Below are 19670 nucleotides of genomic sequence, written 5' to 3'. Positions count from 1 at the left end.
CTCAGCCGATGTCGACCGGGTCTATTTGGACGCGCAGCGGGGCGTCGGAGCGGTGGGTGCTGCGAACGGCCTGGGCGGCGGTGAGGGCGCGGGCGAGGGCGGCACCGGAGCTGCGGTCCACGCGCAAGAGCATGCGTTCGACTTCGGCGGGGGTATCGCCGCTATCGAAGGGCTTGCGAGCACCGGGCGGGAGAGGTACCGGACCGAGGATATCCGTTGTGTCGGGAAGCTGTGCGGCGGCGAGCAATTCGGCGATGGAGTCGGTGGTACCGTCGATGGCGGCCATCCGCACGGCGGGCGGGAAGCCGACCTCGGCCCGGCTCGCCACCTCGGCACGGGCGTGGCCGACCGGGTCCCAGCGCAGCAGCGCCTGGACGGTGGACAGCGAGGGTTCCGCCATGACGATGACCTGGCCGTGATTGCGCACCAGGGTGGCGGCCGACATCCAACGGCGCAGGGTATCTTCGGCGGCGCGCAGGTCCGCGCGGCTCAGTAACGCCCACCCGTCGAGCAGCAGTGCGACACCGTAGCCGCCGGGCAGCACCGGCTCCGCGCCGACGGTCGCGACGATCACCTGCGGACCCGGTTCCACTGTGTCGAGCATGGCACCGCCACTGGAACCGCGAATCGGCACACCGGGAAAGGCACGTCCGAGCTCCTCGGCGGTCCGGACGGCGCCGATCACCACTGCACGCAGGGCTCTGGAAGCGCAAGCCGGACAGCGGAATGCGGCCTCGGTGATGCCACACCAACGGCACGCGGGACTGTGCGCGGTCTCGCCGCGATGCCCGGCTCGCCCGTCCGGCAGGGCAAGTGGACCGTTGCAGTGCCGACATCGTGCTGGCGTACGGCACTTCGCGCATGCCAGCGCGGGAATGTAGCCGCGCCGCGGCACCTGCACCAGCACCGCCGCACCTTCCTTCAGCGCGGATCGCGCAGCGGCGTAACCCACAGCCGGAATGCGGACCGCCCTGGCGACCGGATCGCGCTCCATCGCGATATCGGAGTCGCCGGGTGCGCTGATGCGCGGCGAAAATTTGCGCACCACAGCACGATCGGCGACCAGATTGTGCGCCCACCCCGAATCGACCACCGCTTGAATCTCCGCCGTTCGCGCGAATCCGGCCGCGACGAATGCGGCACCGGTCTCATGTGCCCGCAGCATCGCCACCTCGCGTGCGTGCGGATACGGTGCCCTCGGCTCGGCGTAGGTGTCGTCCCCGTCGTCCCAGATCGCGATCAACCCGAGATCGACCGCGGGCGCGAACACCGAACTGCGCGTCCCGACAATGACCCGCGCGGTCCCCCGCAATGCCGCCAACCACCGCCGATACCGGGCGGCCGGTCCCAGTCCCGCCGCCAACCCGACCGCCGAATCACCGACCAGCCGAACACATTCCGCCAACACCCGATCCAGATCCCGCTGATCCGGCACCATCAGAATCGCACTGCGTCCGCGCGCGACGACTATCGCCGCCAACTCCGCCAACCGCCGCGCCCAATCCTCTCCCGGCAACGCCTGCCACCCCGCCCGCACCCCTTTCCCCTGCCCCAGCGCCGACACAAACGCTGCCCCATGGCCATACCGCTCCCACGGATGCAGATCCAACCCGTCCGACACCACGGCGCGGACCGAATCAGCCTGCACCGCAGCGATATTCGTCGATTCGTCGGCAATGCCAGCACGCATCCGCCCCGATGCGTCGACACCTTCGGGTTCGTCTCCTACCGTGTTGGCGCTCGTGACAGTATCGGTATCGTCGCGCAGCGCCGATCCAACCCGCGAACTCGCCACCGATTCGGTCGAATCCACTGATGGCAGCTCAGATCCAGCACCAGCGGAGCCACCGTCAGTCGATTCGATCGAATCTTGTCGCGGCTCTTCGGCTTCGGCCGCCTTCTTCGAACCGCCGTTCTCGGTGCGTGCATGTCGGGGCGGGATGGCGAGGCGCAGGACGTCGGCGCGGGTGCCGGCGTAGCGGGCGGCTACCGCACTGGCGAGTCGCAGGATCTCCGGGGTCAAGACGCGTTCGGCGGAGACCACGCGTTCGAGTTTGACCATTTTGCCGGTGTGTTCGCTGTGGGACAGGCGGGCCAGCAGATACCCGTCGACGAGGCGGCCCGCGAATCGGACGCGGACCCGGACGCCGGGTTGAGCGATTTCGTCCAATTCCGGGGGGACCAGATAGTCGAAGTCGCGGTCCAGGTGGGCAGGCGACAACAGCGGGAGCACCCGGGCGATCGGGTGTCCCGCTGTTGTCGAATCATGCGCCGCCGAGCCGGTGGGAGCCACGGCGGTGAGGTCCGCTGTGTTTTGGTGCACGCGGGCCCCGGTATGCCTACAGGCCGACGGCCGCGCGCAGTTTGTCCGCCCGGTCGGTGTGCTCCCAGGGCAGGTCGATGTCGGTGCGGCCGAAGTGGCCGTACGCGGCGGTCGGCGCGTAGATCGGGCGCAGCAGGTCGAGATCGCGGATGATCGCGCCGGGGCGCAGATCGAAGACCTCGGTGATCGCCGTGGCGATGCGCGCTGGATCGACCTTCTCGGTGCCGAAGGTTTCGACGAACAGACCGACCGGCGCGGCCTTGCCGATTGCGTAGGCGACCTGGACCTCGACCCGGTCGGACAGTCCGGCGGCGACCACATTCTTGGCGACCCAACGCATGGCGTAGGCGGCCGAACGGTCCACCTTCGACGGATCCTTGCCGGAGAACGCGCCACCACCGTGGCGGGCCATGCCGCCGTAGGTGTCGACAATGATCTTGCGCCCGGTCAGGCCCGCATCGCCCATCGGACCACCGAGGACGAACTTGCCGGTCGGGTTGACCAGCAGCCGGATCTCCGAGGTGTCCAGGGTGGGCACCTCGAGATCGGCGAGCACCACATCGACGACCTTCTCCCGGATATCGGGCGCCAGGAGGTTGTCCAGGTCGATATCGGCCGCGTGCTGGGTGGAGATGACGATCGTGTCGAGGCGGACCGGGCGGTCACCGTCGTACTCGATGGTGACCTGGGTCTTGCCGTCCGGGCGCAGGTACGGCAGCACGCCCGACTTGCGTACCTCGGTCAGGCGGCGGGAGAGCCGGTGCGCCAGCGAGATCGGCAGCGGCATCAACTCGGGCGTGTCGGTGTTGGCGTACCCGAACATCAGGCCCTGGTCGCCGGCGCCCTGCCGCTCGATCTCGTCGTTCGATCCGGCGGTGCGCGCTTCATGCGAGGTGTCGACACCCTGGGCGATATCCGGCGACTGCGCGCCGATCGCAATATTCACACCGCAGGAATTTCCGTCGAAACCCTTTGCCGACGAGTCGTATCCGATTTCCAGAACCTTTTCGCGGACGATTTTCGGAATATCCGCATAAGCCGACGTAGTGACCTCGCCCGCGACGTGGACCTGGCCGGTGGTCACGAGCGTTTCCACGGCGACCCGGCTGCGCGGATCCGCCGTGAGCAGCGCATCGAGGATGGAATCGCTGATGGCGTCACAGATCTTGTCCGGATGACCTTCGGTCACGGACTCACTGGTGAAAAGGCGGCTGCCGGACGTGGGCACAGTTCTTCCCTCTCCCTCAACGGGTTACTCGTATCGGATTGCGACGGTAACGCGATGTGGCCACCGCACAACCCTTCATTTCAGACTATTCCAAACCACCGACGCGACGGGGTTTACGACAGGCAACTGTCTCAGACTATTGAAATCTGTCGACATATCGGGCCGGGGCTCCAGCCTCCAACACATCGACCAGTCCGGGTTGCGGTCGACAACAGCCTAACCATCACTCGGCGGTGTATCCACCGGACACCCACGATGCACAGCAAACCAAGCGCCGCAACGGGTCTCAGCGCAGCAGCGGACCGAGCGCGTCCAGCACCCGGCTCGCGAGCAATGCCTTCGATCCGTGGTCGAGTGCCTGTTCGGTGCCGTCGGCGCCCAGCAACCAGCCGTCGTTGGTGTCGACCTCGAACGCCTTGCCCTCGCCTACCGCGTTCACAACCAGCAGGTCACAGCCCTTACGTGCCAGTTTGGCCCGCGCGTGCGTGAGTACATCGCCGTGTTCGTCACCGGTTTCGGCGGCGAAGCCGACGATCGCGGTTCCGGGTAGCTGACCATCGCGCCGCGCCTGAACCAGTCCGGCGAGAATATCGTCGGTCTTGGTCAGCGGGATCACATCGGGCTCGTGTGCGCCCTTCTTGATCTTGGCCGCGGCCACGGTGGTCGGCCGGAAGTCGGCGACGGCCGCGGCCATGATGACCGCATCCGAACCGACCGCATGCTTCTCGACGGCGGTCTTGAGCTGATCGGCGGTGGTGATGTGTACCAGGTCGACGGCGGCGGGTGCGGCCATCTCGATCGTATTGCCCGCGATCAACGTGACATGGGCACCGCGCTGCGCGGCGACCCTGGCCAATGCGTAGCCCTGCTTGCCGGAGCTGCGATTACCGAGGAAACGCACGGGATCCAGCGGTTCCCTGGTACCGCCCGCCGTGATGACCAGGCGGCGGCCCGCCAGGTCACGCGGGATGGCGTCGGCACGTTCCAGCAGCAACGTCGCCAGCCCGAAGATCTCCTCGGGCTCGGGCAAGCGACCGGGACCCGTATCGGTACCGGTCAGTCGGCCCGATGCAGGTTCCATGACGGTCGCACCGTGCGCGCGCAGCGTCGCGACATTGGCGATAGTGGCCGGATGCTCCCACATCTCGGTGTGCATCGCGGGCGCGAACAACACGGGACATCGGGCCGTCAGCAAGGTGGCGGTGAGTAGATCGTCGGCGCGGCCCTGTGCGGCACGCGCCATCAGATCGGCGGTCGCCGGGGCGATGACGACGAGGTCCGCCTCCTGGCCCAACCGGACATGCGGCACCTCGGGCACATCGGTGAACACATCGGTGTGCACCGGGTTCCCAGACAGTGCCTCGAAGGTTGCCTTGCCGACGAACTGCAGCGCCGACTCGGTGGGGATCACCCGTACCTGGTGCCCGGTCTCGGTGAACCGGCGCACGATCGAACAGGCCTTGTAGGCGGCGATCCCTCCGCCGACGCCGACGACGATCCGTGTGGTCACTACGCCTCCGGCCTAGATGTGGTTGTTACTCGCCTTCGGAGTGCTCGAGCAGGTCGGAGTGGATCTCACGCATTGCCACAGACAGCGGCTTCTCCTGCAGACCGGGCTCGACCAGCGGGCCGACGTATTCGAGGATGCCGTCGCCGAGCTGGTTGTAGTAGTCGTTGATCTGACGGGCCCGCTTGGCCGCGTAGATCACCAGCGCGTACTTGGACGAGGTGCGCTCGAGCAGCTCGTCGATCGGCGGGTTGGTGAGGCCGACCGGAGTGTCGTATGCGGGCGCGGGCTTGATGTCCGTACTGCTCACTGAGAGGGCTCCTGCGGGGATCGGTTCTTCGGGCTGGGTAGTTTTCCGAGAGTGCGGGTCACGAACTCGAATTTGTGCTAACGAACAACGATACCAACTGCTCACAGGCGCTGGTCACCTCGTCGTTCACTATGACGATGTCGAACTCGTCACACGCCGCCAATTCGGTCCTGGCGGTTTCCAACCTGCGGGCGATCACCTCGGGTGATTCGGTACCCCGCGAGTTCAGCCGGGAAACCAGTTCCTCCCAGCTGGGCGGGGCGAGAAAAACCAGCAGCGCCTCCGGCATGGCCTTGCGCACCGACCGCGCACCCTCGAGGTCCACCTCGACGAGCACCGGCAGGCCGACGGCGAGTGCGTCACGCACTGGTGCGGCCGGCGTGCCCGAGCGCTGTAGTCCCCCGTGGATATCGGCCCACTCGAGGAGTTCACCCGCCGCGATCATCGCGTCGAACTCCTCCCGGGACACGAACTGGTAGTCGCGGCCGTCGACCTCCCCGGGCCGGGGGGCCCGGGTTGTCGCCGACACGCTGAAGACCAGTTGGGGCAGCCGCTCGCGGACGCAACGGACCACGGTCGACTTGCCCACGGCCGAGGGGCCGACCAGTACTACCAGCCGACCCTTCCGCGTGTGTTCGACCACCTTGGTGGTCAGGCGAAGTCGAATCGGGCGAGCAGCGCCTTACGCTGCCGATCACCCAGTCCGCGCAGCCGCCGGGTGGGGGCGATCTCCAGCTCGCTCATGATCTCCGCCGCCTTGACCTTGCCCACCTTGGGCAGGGCCTCCAGCAGCGCCGACACCTTCATCTTGCCGAGGATCTCGTCGGTTTCGGCATCGGTGAGGACCTGCTTCAGGTCGGTGCCGCCACGCTTCAGGCGCTCCTTGAGCTCCGCCCGAGCACGGCGAGCGGCAGCCGCCTTCTCCAAAGCAGCGGCGCGCTGCTCGTCAGTCAGCTGGGGAAGGGCCACGGTTCCTCCGTCTCATCGTTCATTGCATCAACTCCTGCCGGTAACCCAGCAGTCTCAGCGACCGTACCCACGACGTTGCGCGATTGCGAACCCACCCCCCAGGTCAGCGCATGATTCGCCGATGTCGTAGGGGTGTGCCCGGCCGGATGCGCGCAGCGCGTCGATCGCTGCGGTGATCCTACCGCCGAATTCTCGAAATGCCCCGCGAGCAGGGCTTTTACATGCGATAAGCGGGTTAGCGAGAGGGTTGCGGCATCAACCCGCATCGCACCAGCAACCGGTCACGTGTCCGACCTGGAATTTTCTGGGATTTTTCCGCGTGTCGCGTTGTTCTTGCGCGTGTCGGAGGCGGGAAGTGACCGAATTCAGACTTTCGCACCCTGCCGGACCGACGCCGAACCCGCGAACCGCCAAGAAACCCCGCTATATGCCGCGACCACTGCGCGGTAAGCACGAGCGGCACTCTGTGCCGGTCCAGTTGGCTCCGTGATCGATCAGGACACCGCTCCGGCCACCGATATGCCGAATAGCGGAGAAATCGGCGCAGCGGGCCGCACAGGCGTTCGATATGACATGTCATACCCGCTCAACGGCCTCTCCCACCCCGAAACGCGAAATGGACCGACGCCGAAACGTCGATCCACCGCAAACATCACCGCTTCAGCGCCGCAGGAACGCGAACTCCTCCTGCAGCGCGCTCACTTTGGCACGCAGTGCCGAGACGGATGGACCGGCACCGAGCACCTCGCGCGAAGTCGTCGGCACCGTGGCCGGCAACAACTGCTCCGGCACCAGCGAACGCACGGTTTCCGGACCGCCGCCCTGGGCGCCGACGCCCGGCATCAGGATCGGGCCGTTGAGCCCCGCGAGATCCGGCGCTTCGGTGAGGGTGGCTCCGAGCACGATGCCGACCGAGCCGAATTCCTGGCCCGCATTGCACTGCGCCGCCGCATCGACCATGGTCTGGGCGATCGTGCGACCATCCGCCGCCAGCGCCCGCTGCACCTGGGCACCTTCGGGATTCGAGGTAGCGGCGAGCACGAAGACACCCCGGCCGTTCGCCTCCGCGAGCGTCAAGGCCGGTGTGAGCGAACCGAATCCGAGATACGGCGAGACCGTCACGGCATCCGAGCCGAGCGGTCCGTCGCCCAGCCAGGCGCGGGCGTAGGCGTCCATGGTCGAGCCGATATCGCCGCGCTTGGCATCGGCGAGCACCAGGGTGCCCGAGGCGCGCAGCACCTCGATGGTGCGCTCCAGCACCGCGATGCCACCGGAACCATAGGCCTCGAAGAGAGCGACCTGTGGTTTGACCAGCGCGACCCGGCCGTCGAAGGCCTCGACGCAGATCTCGGCGAATGCCTCGACACCGTCGACATCGTCGCCGAGGCCCCACGATTCGAGCAGGCCGGGATGCGGATCGATACCGACGCACAGTGGGCCGAAATGCCGCATGGCGTGCCGCAGCCGGGCACCGAACGTCTTCATCGCACCGTCTCCCTCGTCAGCCACGCAGCACCGAATGCAGTTCCTGCAGCGAACGCACCCCGATGCCGCCGTTGATGCTCGCCTCGATGCCCTGCACCGCCGCGGCCGCACCCTGCACCGTGGTGATGCACGGAATATTCACACCGACCGCCGCCGTACGGATCTCATAGCCGTCCACGCGCGGCCCGGAGTTGCCGTAAGGGGTGTTGAACACCATGTCGACCTCGCCGTCACGGATCTGTTCCACAATGGTCGGCTGGTCGGCGGGCCCGTCCTCGGAATGCTTACGCACCTGTTCACACGGAATTCCGTTGCGGCGCAGCATTTCCGCGGTGCCCTCGGTGGCCAGGATGCGGAAGCCGAGATCGTGGAGGCGCTTGACCGGGAACACCATGGCGCGCTTGTCCCGATTGGCGATCGAGACGAAGACGGTGCCCTCGGTCGGGAGCGAACCGTAGGCCGCGGCCTGGCTCTTCGCGAAGGCGGTGCCGAAATCGGCGTCGATACCCATGACCTCACCGGTGGACTTCATCTCCGGTGACAGCAACGAATCCACCCCGCTGCCGTCGGCCTTGCGGAACCGGTGGAACGGCAGCACCGCCTCCTTCACCGCGACCGGCGCGTCGAGCGGCACGTGGCCACCGTCCCCTTCGCCGGGCAGCATGCCCTCCTTGCGCAGTTCGGCGATGGTGGCGCCCATGGTGATCCGCGCGGCTGCCTTGGCCAGCGGCACCGCGGTGGCCTTGGAGACGAACGGAACAGTCCGGCTCGCCCGTGGATTCGCCTCGAGTACGTAGAGCACATCGTCCTTGAGCGCGTACTGCACATTGAGCAGGCCCCTGACGCCGATGCCCTTGGCCAGCGCGATGGTAGAGCGGCGCACCGCCTCGATATCGCTGCGGCCCAAGGTGATCGGCGGCAGCGCGCAGGCGGAGTCGCCGGAGTGGATGCCCGCCTCTTCGATGTGCTCCATCACACCGCCGAGGTAGACCTCGTCGCCGTCGCAGAGCGCGTCCACGTCGATCTCGATGGCGTCTTCCAGGAAGCGGTCGACCAGCACCGGATGTTCCGGGCTGAGTTCGGTGGCCCGGGAGATGTAGCCCTCCAGCGAGGCCTCGTCGTAGACGATCTCCATACCGCGCCCGCCGAGCACATAGGACGGACGCACCAGCACCGGGTAGCCGATGCCCGCGGCGATCTTCTTGGCCTGCGCGAAGGTGGTCGCGGTGCCGTACTTCGGCGCGGGCAGGCCGGCGGCCACCAGCACGTCACCGAATTCGCCGCGATCCTCGGCCAGGTCGATGGCGGCGGCACTGGTGCCGACCACCGGCACACCGGCATCGGTGAGCCGCTGCGCCAGACCCAGCGGGGTCTGCCCGCCGAGCTGCACGATCACACCGGCGACGGTGCCCGATTCGGTTTCGGCGTGGTAGACCTCGAGCACATCCTCGAAGGTCAGCGGCTCGAAGTAGAGCCGGTCGGCGGTGTCGTAGTCGGTGGAGACCGTCTCCGGGTTGCAGTTGACCATGACGGTCTCGTATCCGGCCTGCGAAAGCGTCTGCGCCGCATGGACACACGAGTAGTCGAACTCGATGCCCTGGCCGATCCGGTTAGGCCCGGAACCCAGGATGATCACCTTGTCGCGCTCGCGCTGCGGCGAGACCTCCGACTCGGCTGCGGGATCGAGCTCGTAGGTCGAGTAGTGGTACGGGGTCTTGGCTTCGAACTCCGCGGCGCAGGTGTCGACGGTCTTGAAGACCGGACGGATACCGAGCCGGTGACGCAGTGCGCGCACGCCGGTCTCACCCGCCAATTCCGGTCGCAGCGCGGCGATCTGACGATCGGACAAGCCGTAGTGCTTGGCGCGGCGCAGCAGCGGCTCGTCGAGCACGGGCGCGTCGATGAGCTCACGGCGCAGTTCGACCAGTCCGGCCACCTCGGCGACGAACCAGGGGTCGATGCCGGAGGCCGCAGCGACGTCCTCGATGCTCGCGCCCAGGCGCAGCGCACGCTCGACCTGGTAGATGCGGCCCTCGGTCGGAGTGCGCAGGTCTTCGAGGACGGCCTCGGTATCGGCCCATTTGCCATCGTCCTGGGTCCAGAAGCCCGCGGCCTTGGTTTCCAGCGAGCGCAGCACCTTGCCGAGCGCCTCGGCGAAGTTGCGGCCCAGCGACATCGCCTCGCCGACCGATTTCATGGTGGTGGTCAGCGTGGCGTCGGCACCGGGGAACTTCTCGAAGGCGAATCGCGGCGCCTTGACGACCACATAGTCCAGGGTCGGCTCGAAACAGGCCGGGGTTTCCTTGGTGATGTCGTTGACGATCTCGTCGAGGGTGTAGCCGATGGCCAGCTTGGCCGCGATCTTGGCGATCGGGAAACCCGTTGCCTTGGAGGCCAATGCGGACGAGCGCGAGACGCGCGGGTTCATTTCGATGACGATCAAGCGCCCATCGGCCGGGTTGACCGCGAACTGGATGTTGCAGCCGCCGGTGTCGACGCCGACCTCACGCAGAATGTCGATGCCCAGGTCGCGCAGCCGCTGGTATTCGCGGTCGGTGAGGGTCATGGCGGGCGCGACGGTGACCGAATCACCGGTGTGCACACCCATCGGGTCCACATTCTCGATCGAGCAGACCACCACGACATTGTCGCGGCCGTCGCGCATCAGCTCGAGTTCGTATTCCTTCCAACCCAGGATGGATTCCTCGATGAGCACATTCGCGGTGGGCGAGGCGGCCAGGCCGCCGCCCGCGATCCGATCGAGGTCCTCATTGTTGTAGGCCATGCCCGAGCCGAGGCCGCCCATCGTGAACGACGGCCGCACAACCACCGGAAAGCCCAGTTCCGCAACGGTATCGCGGACCTCTTCCATGGTGTGGCAGACCCGGGAGCGCGCGCTCTCGCCGCCGACCTTGGCGACGATGTCCTTGAACTTCTGCCGGTCCTCACCGCGCTGGATGGCCTCGAAGTCGGCACCGATCAACTCGACGTTGTACTTCTGCAGCACACCGCGTTCGTGCAGGGCCACGGCCGTGTTCAGCGCGGTCTGCCCGCCCAGGGTGGCGAGAATGGCGTCGGGACGCTCCTTTTCGATGACCTTCTCGACGAACTCCGGCGTAATCGGCTCCACATAGGTGGAGTCGGCGAATTCCGGATCGGTCATGATGGTCGCCGGGTTGGAATTCACCAGCGATACCCGCAGGCCCTCGGCCCGCAGCACCCGGCACGCCTGGGTGCCGGAGTAGTCGAATTCGCAGGCCTGGCCGATGACGATCGGACCGGAGCCGATCACCAGGATGTGCTTCAGATCCTCGCGGCGAGGCATCAGGCTCCTTCCATGAGACCGGCGAAACGGTCGAAGAGATAGGCGGCGTCATGGGGTCCGGCGGCGGCCTCCGGGTGGTACTGCACCGAGAATGCGCGGCCATCGACCAGGCGCACGCCCTCGACGGTGCCGTCATTGGCGCATACGTGGCTGACCTCGGCCTTGCCGAACGGGGTGTCGAACTGTTCGCCCTGTTCGCCCTCCAGCGCGAAGCCGTGGTTCTGCGCGGTGATCGAGATCCGGCCGGTCTCGTGTTCGACGACCGGGATATTGATGCCGCGGTGGCCGAACTTCATCTTGTAGGTCTTGCGGCCGAGGGCGCGGCCGAGGATCTGATTGCCGAAGCAGATGCCGAACAGCGGCAGCCCCTGCTCCAGCACACCCTGGGTGATCGCGACCGCGCCGTCCTGGGTGGCCGGGTCGCCGGGACCGTTGGACAGGAAGACGCCGTCCGGCTTCAACTCCAGGATCTGGCTCAGCGTGACGGTCGACGGCACCACATGGACCCGCATGCCGCGCTGGGCGAACATGCGCGGGGTGTTGGTCTTGATGCCGAGATCGACCGCGACGACGGTGAAGCGCGGGTCGCCGTTCGGTTCTATCGTGTACAGCGCGTCGGTGCTGACCTCTTCGGCCAGATCCGCGCCGAGCATCGACGGCTGTCCATTGACCCTGGCCAGCAGTTCCTCGGCATCGGCGAGCGCCGAACCGGAGAAGATGCCTGCCTTCATCGAACCGCGGGTGCGCAGGTGGCGCACCAGCGCGCGGGTGTCGATACCCGCGATGCCGACGATCTGCTGGTGGTCCAGCTGATCCTGCAGGGTGCCGGTCGAGCGCCAGTTCGATGCGACGCGCGAGGCATCGCGGACCGCGTAGCCGGCGACCCAGATCTTGCCGGATTCATCGTCTTCTTCGTTCCAGCCGGTGTTGCCGATCTGCGGGGCCGTCGCCACCACGATCTGGCGGTGGTAGCTGGGGTCGGTGAGAGTCTCCTGGTAGCCGGTCATCGCGGTGCAGAACACCGCCTCACCGAGTGTTTGGCCGACGGCGCCGAAGGCCGTGCCGCGGAACACCCGGCCGTCCTCCAGTACCAATGCTGCTGCTTCTTGCATCATCCCTCGTCGTCTCCCGTCATCGCCCTGGCCCACGCCGGGTACACCGTCTTGTCATCACCTCGGAAACCGGTATCTATCTCGGTTCCGGTCGGCAGCTTCCAGCGAATTACCAGCACACCATCTTCCGTCATCACCTTGCCCGCGTGGCCGCGTTCGGTTCGCACGGCCGTAATGGATTCCTGCGGAATCCAGATCACCGTCGCACCGTCGCGCTCGAGCAGAATCCCCCGTTCGAACCGCGTGAGTTCCGCCGTGGCCCGGAAACCCAAGTCGCCCACCGCGATCCGGTCCTGCCAGCTGGGTGCGATGGTGCTGCCGAGATACATTCCGGTGGTCGGCTCGAGCACCTGAGCGCCGAGATCACCCGGCACATGCGGTAGTTCGCCGATCCGTGCCGCCTGCCGCGCGGCACGGTTGCGCCAACCCCGGTACATCAACCAGATGCACAGGACGAACAGCGCGAGCAGCCCGACCACCCACAGCGCTCTTTCCACTTACGAACCTCCCACCGCCTTGCCCTCACGGGCGGTTACCCGGCCTCGGAGCAACGTCGTTGTCACCCGAGCCGGGAAAGTCATGTCCTCGAACGGCGTGTTATTCGAAATGCTGGCGAGTTCGGTGGCCCGCACCGTCCAGGTCGCATCCGGATCGACCAGCGTCAGGTTGGCCGGTTCGCCGACCTCGAGCGGGCGGCCGTGGCCGTCGAGTCCGACGATTTCGGCCGGACGCTCGCTCATCACACGGGCGACCCCGCGCCAATCCAGCAGGCCGGGTTCGACCATGGTCTGCACGATGATCGACAGGGCGGTCTCCAGGCCGAGCATGCCGGGACGGGCGGCGGCGAATTCGCAGCACTTGTCCTGTTCGGCGTGCGGGGCATGGTCGGTGGCGACACAGTCGAGGATGCCCTCGGCGAGTGCCTGCCGCAGCGCGATGGTATCGGAGACCTCGCGCAACGGCGGATTCACCTTATTGACCGCATCGTAGGTCTCCAGGCGCGAGTCGTCCAGCAGCAGATGGTGCGGGGTGACCTCGGCGGTGATCGAAATGCCCTGCGCCTTGGCCCATTTCACCAATTCCACGGTGCCGGCCGTGGACGCGTGGCAGATGTGCACGCGGGCACCGGCGTCGCGGGCCAGCAGTGCGTCGCGGGCGACGATCGACTCCTCCGCGGCGCGCGGCCAACCGGCCAGGCCGAGGCGGGCGGCGGTCGGACCCTCATGGGCGACAGCACCTTTGGTCAGGCGTGGCTCTTCTGCGTGCTGGGCGATCAAGACGCCGAGAGAGTTCGAGTACTCCAGGGCACGCCGCATGAGCAGCGGGTCGTGGACGCAGTGGCCGTCATCGGAGAACATGCGCACGGAACCGACACCGGCGGCCATGGTGCCCATTTCGGCGAGTTGCCTACCCTCGAGGCCGACCGTGACCGCACCCACCGGGTACACATCGACCAGGCCGATCTCCTGGCCGCGTCGCCATACATGATCGGTGACGACCACCGAATCGGCGACCGGATTGGTATTGGCCATGGCGAACACGGCGGTATAACCACCGAGTGCCGCTGCGGCAGAACCGGTTTCGATGGTTTCGGTGTCCTCGCGGCCGGGTTCGCGCAGATGGGTGTGCAGATCGACGAAACCGGGCAGCAGAATCTGCCCCTGCGCGTCGATGACCTCGGCGTCGTCGGTGCCGAGACCCGTTCCGATGGCGGCGATCACACCGTCGCGGACGAGTACGTCGACCGGCTCGCCCACGCCATACGGCCGAACCCCTTTGAGCAGCAGGCTCATGCCACTGCCTCCTGGGTACCGACCAGCAGCCGGAACAGCACGGCCATCCGCATATGCACTCCGTTCGTCACCTGTTGCAGGATCGCCGCCCGCGGGGAATCCGCCACGGGCGAGGCGATTTCCATGCCGCGCAGCATCGGCCCCGGATGCAGGACGACCGCGTTTTCGTCCAGCAGTGCGAGCCTGCGCTCGGAAAGTCCGTAGTTGACCGAATATTCGCGGGGCGACGGGAAGAACCCACCGTTCATCCGCTCCTGCTGCACCCGCAGCATCAGCACCGCATCCGCGCCCGGCAATTCGGCGTCGAGCGACGACGAGATCCGGGTAGGCCAGCGCTCCGCGCCGACCGGCAACAGCGTACGCGGCGCGACCAGCACCACCTCGGCGCCGAGAGTGTCGAGCAGAAAGACATTCGAGCGCGCGACCCGGCTGTGCAGGATATCGCCGACGATGACAATCCGCTTACCCTCGATATCGCCGAGACGTTGACGCAGGGTCAGTGCGTCCAGCAGCGCCTGCGTCGGGTGCTGGTGGGTACCGTCACCGGCATTGATGATGGCCGGACCCTGCCGCCCCTCGGCGACCGCCCAGGCATCCATCCAGCGCGCGATCTGATGCGCCGCACCCGAGGCCGGATGCCGGACGATGAGCGCGTCCGCACCTGCCGCGTGCAGCGTCAGCGCGGTATCGCGCAGTGATTCGCCCTTGGCGACCGAGGAGCTGCTCGCGCTGACATTGATCACATCGGCGCTCATCCACTTACCTGCGACCTCGAAAGATACCCGGGTGCGGGTGGAGTTCTCGTAGAAGACCGTCATCACGGTGCGACCACGCAGCGTCGGCAGCTTCTTCACCTCGCGACCGAGCAGCGCCTGCTCGAAACGTTCGGCCTCGTCGAGCAGTTCGGTGGCAGTGGCACGATCGAGGTCGGTCACCGTCAGCAGATGTCTCACGACTCCACCTCGCTGTCGCTCGGCTCCGTCGTTCGACCTCCGGTCGCTGCGTTGATGGTTCGCTCGCTGCGCTCCCTCACGACTCCACCTCGCTGACACTCGGCTCCGTCGTTCGACCTCCGGTCGCTGCGTTGATGGTTCGCTCGCTGCGCTCCCTCACGACTCCACCTCGCTGACACTCGCTCCGGCGAGCCCGGTTCACTGCGCTTCCTCCTGATGCAAGTAGACGCCGTCGCAGCCGTCGTGTTCGGTGAGCAATACGGAAATGTCCTCGCTGCGGGAGGTCGGCACGTTCTTGCCGACGAAATCCGCGCGGATCGGGAGCTCACGGTGGCCGCGGTCGATGAGCACCGCGAGTTGGACGGCGCGGGGGCGGCCCAGATCGCGCAGACCGTCGAGCGCCGAGCGCACGGTGCGGCCGGAGAAGAGCACGTCGTCGACCAGGACCACGAGTGCGTCCTCGATACCGCCCTCGGGCACGGAAGTGCGCTCGAGCGGGCGGTGCGGACGGCTGCGCAGATCGTCGCGATAGAGGGTGATGTCGAGCGAGCCGAGAGCCGGGCGGACGCCGGAGAATTCCTCGATCTTGTCGGTCAGACGTGCGGCCAGGGTGGTGCCGCGAGTGGGAATGCCGATCAGCACCACGCGCGGTGCGTCCGGCTCGCCCGCATCCAGGGCCGTCTTTTCGATGATCTGATGCGCGATGCGCGCGATGGTCCGGCCGACGTCGGAAGGAGACAGCAACTCTCGGCCCGCGCTCACCCACTCCGGGGTGTGTCGCTGCGACGTTTCGGCAGCGCCGGACTTGGCGGCCCGTTCCTCGGGCACAGCCATGCCGACCTCCTTCCCCGCCTCACCGGACGGTCCGTTAAAGGATGTCTTTACGGCATGCAGCCTAGCAGCGCCGTTTGCACCGCTTTAACCAGGCATATCCCGCTGTGAGCGGGGCCACGCGCGGTTCGGACACTCCAGACATTCCGGTGAGCGTTTCGAGAAGTTCGCGCCCTAAGGTTCGCGGACCGCGATGACCACTCCGATATCCGGATCGTTCACGGCGGCCGGACGGTCGATGGTAGCGACCATATCGTCCCAGCTACGGAATTCGGTGCGCCAGCCGTGTTCGTCCAGCCAGGTTCTGGCGTCGGCACCGAGACCGGTACGCGGACGATCCACGCCCTCGTCACCACGGACCAGGCGTTTGAGTTCGGCGTATGGCCGGGCATTTTCGTCCGCGGCGAACCGACTGACACCGAAACGGCTTCCCGGAGCGGATAATTCGGTCAGTGTCGCGACCACGTGGCGTGCGTGTTCGTGAGTCAGGTACCCCAGGACGCCCTCGTCCACCCAGTGCGTGGGCTGGTCCGGCCGAAATCCGTACTCCCCGAGCAGCTTCGCCCAGTCCTCGCGCAAATCGATGGCCAGCACCGCGCGGCCACAGCGAGGTTGCGCATCTGCCGCGGCGAGGACCGGTTCCTTGAAGGCGAACAGCTCCGGCAGATCGATCTCGAACACACGGACATCGGCGGGCAGCGCCATGCGGAAAGCCCTGGTGTCCAAGCCCGCACCGATGAGCACGATCTGGCGGATCCCCTGTTCGACCGCCTCGGCGACCCGGTCATCGACGAGCCGGACGCCGACCGTGCGGCCTTCGAAGAACATATCCGCGACCTCTTCCAGTCGCGCCCAGCGCTCGATTCCCCCGTCGACATCGCGGTAGGCGTGCCGCGCGGCATCGACGAATAGCCGCGCGAACGGATCGTCGTACAGGCGATCCGCTCGCACGGATTCCTTCGCCCGGATGACCGCGACGCCGATCGCGGTCAATGCGACACCTGTCATCGGCGCCTTCGGATACGTTTCGGTCATTACAGCCTCCCCAATAGATAACTTGTCGCCCGACTAGCAATCCGGCTCAGCGAAGACGTTAGGCTTTCACTAGCCGGTCGTCAAGCAAATAGGAGGGCACATGGACGGACGTCGCAGCGATACGCGCGAGCGGATTCGTACGGTCGCAATGGAATTGTTCTCCGAGCGCGGCTACGAGAAGACCTCGCTGCGCGAGATCGCCGACCGCCTCGGCGTCACCAAGGCCGCGCTCTACTACCACTTCCGCACCAAGGAAGATATCGTCGCGAGCCTCTCCGACGACCTGCGGCGCGGGATCGATGACATCGTGACCTGGGCCGAGAGCACGCCGCCCGGCCCGGAGCGGGCCAACGGAATCCTCACCCGCTACGGCGCGCTGCTGCATGGCATCGGCCGCGGCATGGTCCGCTTCTGGCACGAAAACCAGCCCGCCTTCCGCCAGCTCGATTTCGGCTCCAGCATGCGCTACCAGTTCCGCGTGCTCGCCGACCTGATGGCCGGGCCGGACCACCCGCCGCTCGCCGTCTTCCGCGCACGCGAAGCTCTGCTCGCCATCAGTTGGAGCACCGCCATGATGGGCGATCTCCCGCTCACCGATGACGAGTGCTACGCCGCCGCTGTCGATATCGCGCGCGACATTCTCACCAAGAATTGACTGACCATTTCTCGCTAGCACATATGTTCGATAGAGCGTAGATTCGGCGGCATGTCGACACCGCTGCAGGGATCATTGCTCGACGGCTTCGGGAATATCGAGGTGGGCGGGCTCGATGGCGTCCACCGGACGGCATTGAGTCATGGCGCTTGGGTGGATGTGCTGCCCGGGTGGCTGTCGGGGGCGGATGTGCTGTTCGAACGGTTGACGGACGAGGTCCCGTGGCAGGCCGAGCGGCGGCCGATGTACGACCGGGTGGTGGATGTGCCGCGGCTGCTGTGCTTCTACGAGGAGGGGGCACAGCTGCCGGATCCGGTGCTGGACGAGGCACGGGAGGCACTGACCGCGCACTATCGCGAGGAGCTTCGCGAGCCGTTCCGCACGGCCGGGCTGTGCTATTACCGCGACGGACGCGACAGCGTGGCCTGGCACGGCGATACCATCGGGCGGGGGGCGACCGACGACACCATGGTCGCCATCGTTTCGATCGGTGCGCCGCGCGCACTCCTATTGCGACCGCGCGGTGGCGGCGCGAGTCTTCGGTTTGCGGTCGGTCACGGCGATCTGCTGGTCATGGGCGGCTCATGCCAGCGCACCTGGGAACACGCCGTACCGAAGACGCGCAGGCCGACCGGGCCGCGAATCAGCATTCAATATCGACCGCGGGGCGTGCGCTGACCCCACCGGCGGTTGTGACAGAGCCGACGACCCATTGACCTCAACCATGGTTGAGATAAGAAGCTGATCGCCATGAGCGCAACGACATTTCAGCCCGTGGTCGTCGACACCACGGTCGACCACACCGCGGACACTGCGGCAATCGAGCAGATCATCGCCAATGTCGAAACGGCGTACAACACCAACGATGCCGAGCTCATGACCGCCGACTTCACCGCCAATGCAGCGGTGGTCAATGCGGTCGGTGCACTCATCGTCGGAAAAGACGCACTGCTGGACGCGAATCGGCAAGGGCTGGCCGGATTCCTGAAGGATCAGTATGTCCGCTACGAGGTCGCCGACATCGTATTCCTGCGGCCCGATATCGCGATCGCGCACAAGCTCGCACGGGCGACGACGGCCGAGGGCGAGTTGATCGATATCGATCACGCGATGATCGCGCTGTACGTACTGGTCAAAGCAAACGGTCGGTGGTGGACCGCGGCGCGGCAGAACACACTGATCCCGCAGACGAAGTAGCCGTCAGTTCATCGCATGGCGAGCCGTTCTTCGTGCGCCGGGAAGCGACGGCGGCGAACGGTCGCGCCATGCGACCAGATGGCGCGCTGGACCTCCTCCGTCGAGGCATGTCCATCGAATCGGACGAGCACTTCGGCGCGCGCCTGGCGCGCGATGTTCACCTTCCGGCGGTACTGCCGGAAGATCTGCACCTCGCCATTGCGGTCTTCGTCCAGGTATTCGTAATCCATGCCGTAGTAGGCGTAGGTCCCGAGTGTCGCGAGCGAGGTTCCCCACGATCGCAACTGATCGCGCGCGCCGAAAATCGTGACCATGCCACCGATACGATCGATCCGCTCCCAGCCGGTCGGCACGTCGACGAAATTCCAGTCCCGCTCACCCGGCCCCTTCGCGCGCCATTCCCGCAGCTCGGCCACCGCGGCGTCCAGACCGAAGGTCTGCCAGCGCACGGTGCCCTGTGAACCGTCGCGCAACGGGAGTCGCCTACGCAATGCGACGGCGGCGGCGCGGGTGAAGACGGTCAGGTCCGCGGGCACGAGCACAATCGGATCCGACGGCGCGGCGTCGAACGGATTGGGATCCAAGTGCACCGGATCGATGACCACGAGTGTGCCCGGCCGCCGCTGATAGGCCAACCCCCACAGCAGTCGAGCCAGCATCCGCGCACCGCGCCAATCCGTGAGCACATGCCAGGTCTCGTGGAAATAGTTGGTTGCGAAGCGGAAATCACTGCCGGGGCGCAAGGTCAACACCGTATACACCCGCCCATCGAGCACCATGGTGCGTCGATGCAGTTTCGCCATATTGTCGGTAGCCGAACCTGGGCGCGGCCGTTTGTACTGCGCGGCCACGTTCACCTCCAGTTCTGCCTCGCGTGCGTTCCAGGAGACCACGGCGGTCACCGCGCGGCAACGGATTATTCTCGCGCAATTGAACAGTGGTCCAGA

18 protein-coding genes are annotated in these 19670 nt (G+C 66.5%); 3 read left to right on the top strand and 15 right to left on the bottom strand.

The features are described from left to right. Position 1: 1 nt before the first annotated feature. The 14 genes from AB0L58_RS02030 to AB0L58_RS01965 all read right to left on the bottom strand — a co-directional run bounded on the left by AB0L58_RS02030 (position 2) and on the right by AB0L58_RS01965 (position 16871). Positions 2–2233 (bottom strand): primosomal protein N', encoded by a 2232-nt coding sequence (locus AB0L58_RS02030; RefSeq protein ID WP_364380179.1) that lies wholly within the window; start codon positions 2231–2233, stop codon positions 2–4. Between the two features lie 106 nt (positions 2234–2339). After that, positions 2340–3551, bottom strand: a complete 1212-nt coding sequence (metK, locus tag AB0L58_RS02025) for a methionine adenosyltransferase (RefSeq protein WP_364379436.1) — start codon at positions 3549–3551, stop codon at positions 2340–2342. Between the two features lie 286 nt (positions 3552–3837). Then, positions 3838–5061 (bottom strand): bifunctional phosphopantothenoylcysteine decarboxylase/phosphopantothenate--cysteine ligase CoaBC, encoded by a 1224-nt coding sequence (coaBC, locus tag AB0L58_RS02020; protein WP_364379433.1) that lies wholly within the window; start codon positions 5059–5061, stop codon positions 3838–3840. A gap of 25 nt (positions 5062–5086) precedes the next feature. Then, the gene (gene rpoZ, locus AB0L58_RS02015) at positions 5087–5353 is read right to left on the bottom strand and encodes a DNA-directed RNA polymerase subunit omega (RefSeq protein WP_174415097.1); all 267 of its coding nucleotides are present in this window, start codon (positions 5351–5353) and stop codon (positions 5087–5089) included. Positions 5354–5426: 73 nt separating this feature from the next. After that, on the bottom strand, positions 5427–6011 hold the full coding sequence (gene gmk, locus AB0L58_RS02010) for a guanylate kinase (RefSeq protein ID WP_364379430.1): 585 nt from the start codon (positions 6009–6011) through the stop codon (positions 5427–5429). Positions 6012–6019: 8 nt separating this feature from the next. Next, positions 6020–6337: an integration host factor, actinobacterial type gene (gene mihF, locus AB0L58_RS02005; protein WP_062993489.1), complete on the bottom strand. Its 318-nt coding sequence runs from the start codon at positions 6335–6337 to the stop codon at positions 6020–6022. A gap of 660 nt (positions 6338–6997) precedes the next feature. Continuing rightward, positions 6998–7822: an orotidine-5'-phosphate decarboxylase gene (gene pyrF / locus AB0L58_RS02000; RefSeq protein ID WP_364379427.1), complete on the bottom strand. Its 825-nt coding sequence runs from the start codon at positions 7820–7822 to the stop codon at positions 6998–7000. Positions 7823–7838: 16 nt separating this feature from the next. Further along, entirely contained in the window at positions 7839–11147 is a 3309-nt protein-coding gene (gene carB / locus AB0L58_RS01995) for a carbamoyl-phosphate synthase large subunit (protein ID WP_364379424.1), read from the bottom strand. After that, entirely contained in the window at positions 11147–12262 is a 1116-nt protein-coding gene (gene carA, locus AB0L58_RS01990; protein ID WP_364379421.1) for a glutamine-hydrolyzing carbamoyl-phosphate synthase small subunit, read from the bottom strand. The genes carB and carA overlap by 1 nt, the downstream gene beginning before the upstream one ends. After that, the gene (locus AB0L58_RS01985; protein ID WP_364379418.1) at positions 12259–12756 is read right to left on the bottom strand and encodes a transporter; all 498 of its coding nucleotides are present in this window, start codon (positions 12754–12756) and stop codon (positions 12259–12261) included. The genes carA and AB0L58_RS01985 overlap by 4 nt, the downstream gene beginning before the upstream one ends. After that, positions 12757–14052 (bottom strand): dihydroorotase, encoded by a 1296-nt coding sequence (locus AB0L58_RS01980; protein ID WP_364379415.1) that lies wholly within the window; start codon positions 14050–14052, stop codon positions 12757–12759. It lies immediately after the preceding gene. Further along, on the bottom strand, positions 14049–15005 hold the full coding sequence (locus tag AB0L58_RS01975) for an aspartate carbamoyltransferase catalytic subunit (protein WP_364379412.1): 957 nt from the start codon (positions 15003–15005) through the stop codon (positions 14049–14051). The genes AB0L58_RS01980 and AB0L58_RS01975 overlap by 4 nt, the downstream gene beginning before the upstream one ends. A gap of 198 nt (positions 15006–15203) precedes the next feature. Then, positions 15204–15839, bottom strand: a complete 636-nt coding sequence (gene pyrR, locus AB0L58_RS01970) for a bifunctional pyr operon transcriptional regulator/uracil phosphoribosyltransferase PyrR (protein ID WP_364379409.1) — start codon at positions 15837–15839, stop codon at positions 15204–15206. 171 nt (positions 15840–16010) lie between these two features. After that, positions 16011–16871 carry an SAM-dependent methyltransferase gene (locus AB0L58_RS01965; protein WP_364379406.1) on the bottom strand — a complete coding sequence of 287 codons (861 nt, stop codon included), beginning with the start codon at positions 16869–16871 and terminating at the stop codon, positions 16011–16013. 100 nt (positions 16872–16971) lie between these two features. Here AB0L58_RS01965 and AB0L58_RS01960 point away from each other — a divergent pair, with 100 nt between their 5' ends. The 3 genes from AB0L58_RS01960 (at position 16972) to AB0L58_RS01950 (ending at position 18723) form a co-directional block, all read left to right on the top strand. Further along, entirely contained in the window at positions 16972–17526 is a 555-nt protein-coding gene (locus AB0L58_RS01960; protein WP_364379403.1) for a helix-turn-helix domain-containing protein, read from the top strand. Between the two features lie 51 nt (positions 17527–17577). Further along, positions 17578–18204, top strand: coding sequence for an alpha-ketoglutarate-dependent dioxygenase AlkB (locus AB0L58_RS01955; protein WP_364379400.1), 627 nt, complete (start codon positions 17578–17580; stop codon positions 18202–18204). Positions 18205–18276: 72 nt separating this feature from the next. Next, a complete protein-coding gene (locus tag AB0L58_RS01950) occupies positions 18277–18723 on the top strand; it encodes an SgcJ/EcaC family oxidoreductase (protein WP_364379397.1) in 447 nt (148 codons plus the stop codon). Between the two features lie 8 nt (positions 18724–18731). Here AB0L58_RS01950 and AB0L58_RS01945 read toward each other — a convergent pair whose 3' ends face one another. Further along, the gene (locus AB0L58_RS01945; protein ID WP_364379394.1) at positions 18732–19625 is read right to left on the bottom strand and encodes a hypothetical protein; all 894 of its coding nucleotides are present in this window, start codon (positions 19623–19625) and stop codon (positions 18732–18734) included. Positions 19626–19670: the final 45 nt, after the last annotated feature.

Origin of the sequence: Nocardia sp. NPDC052112, from assembly GCF_040680135.1 — a bacterium.
Lineage (GTDB): Bacteria > Actinomycetota > Actinomycetes > Mycobacteriales > Mycobacteriaceae > Nocardia.
This window is presented reverse-complemented; position numbering and strand designations above follow the sequence as displayed.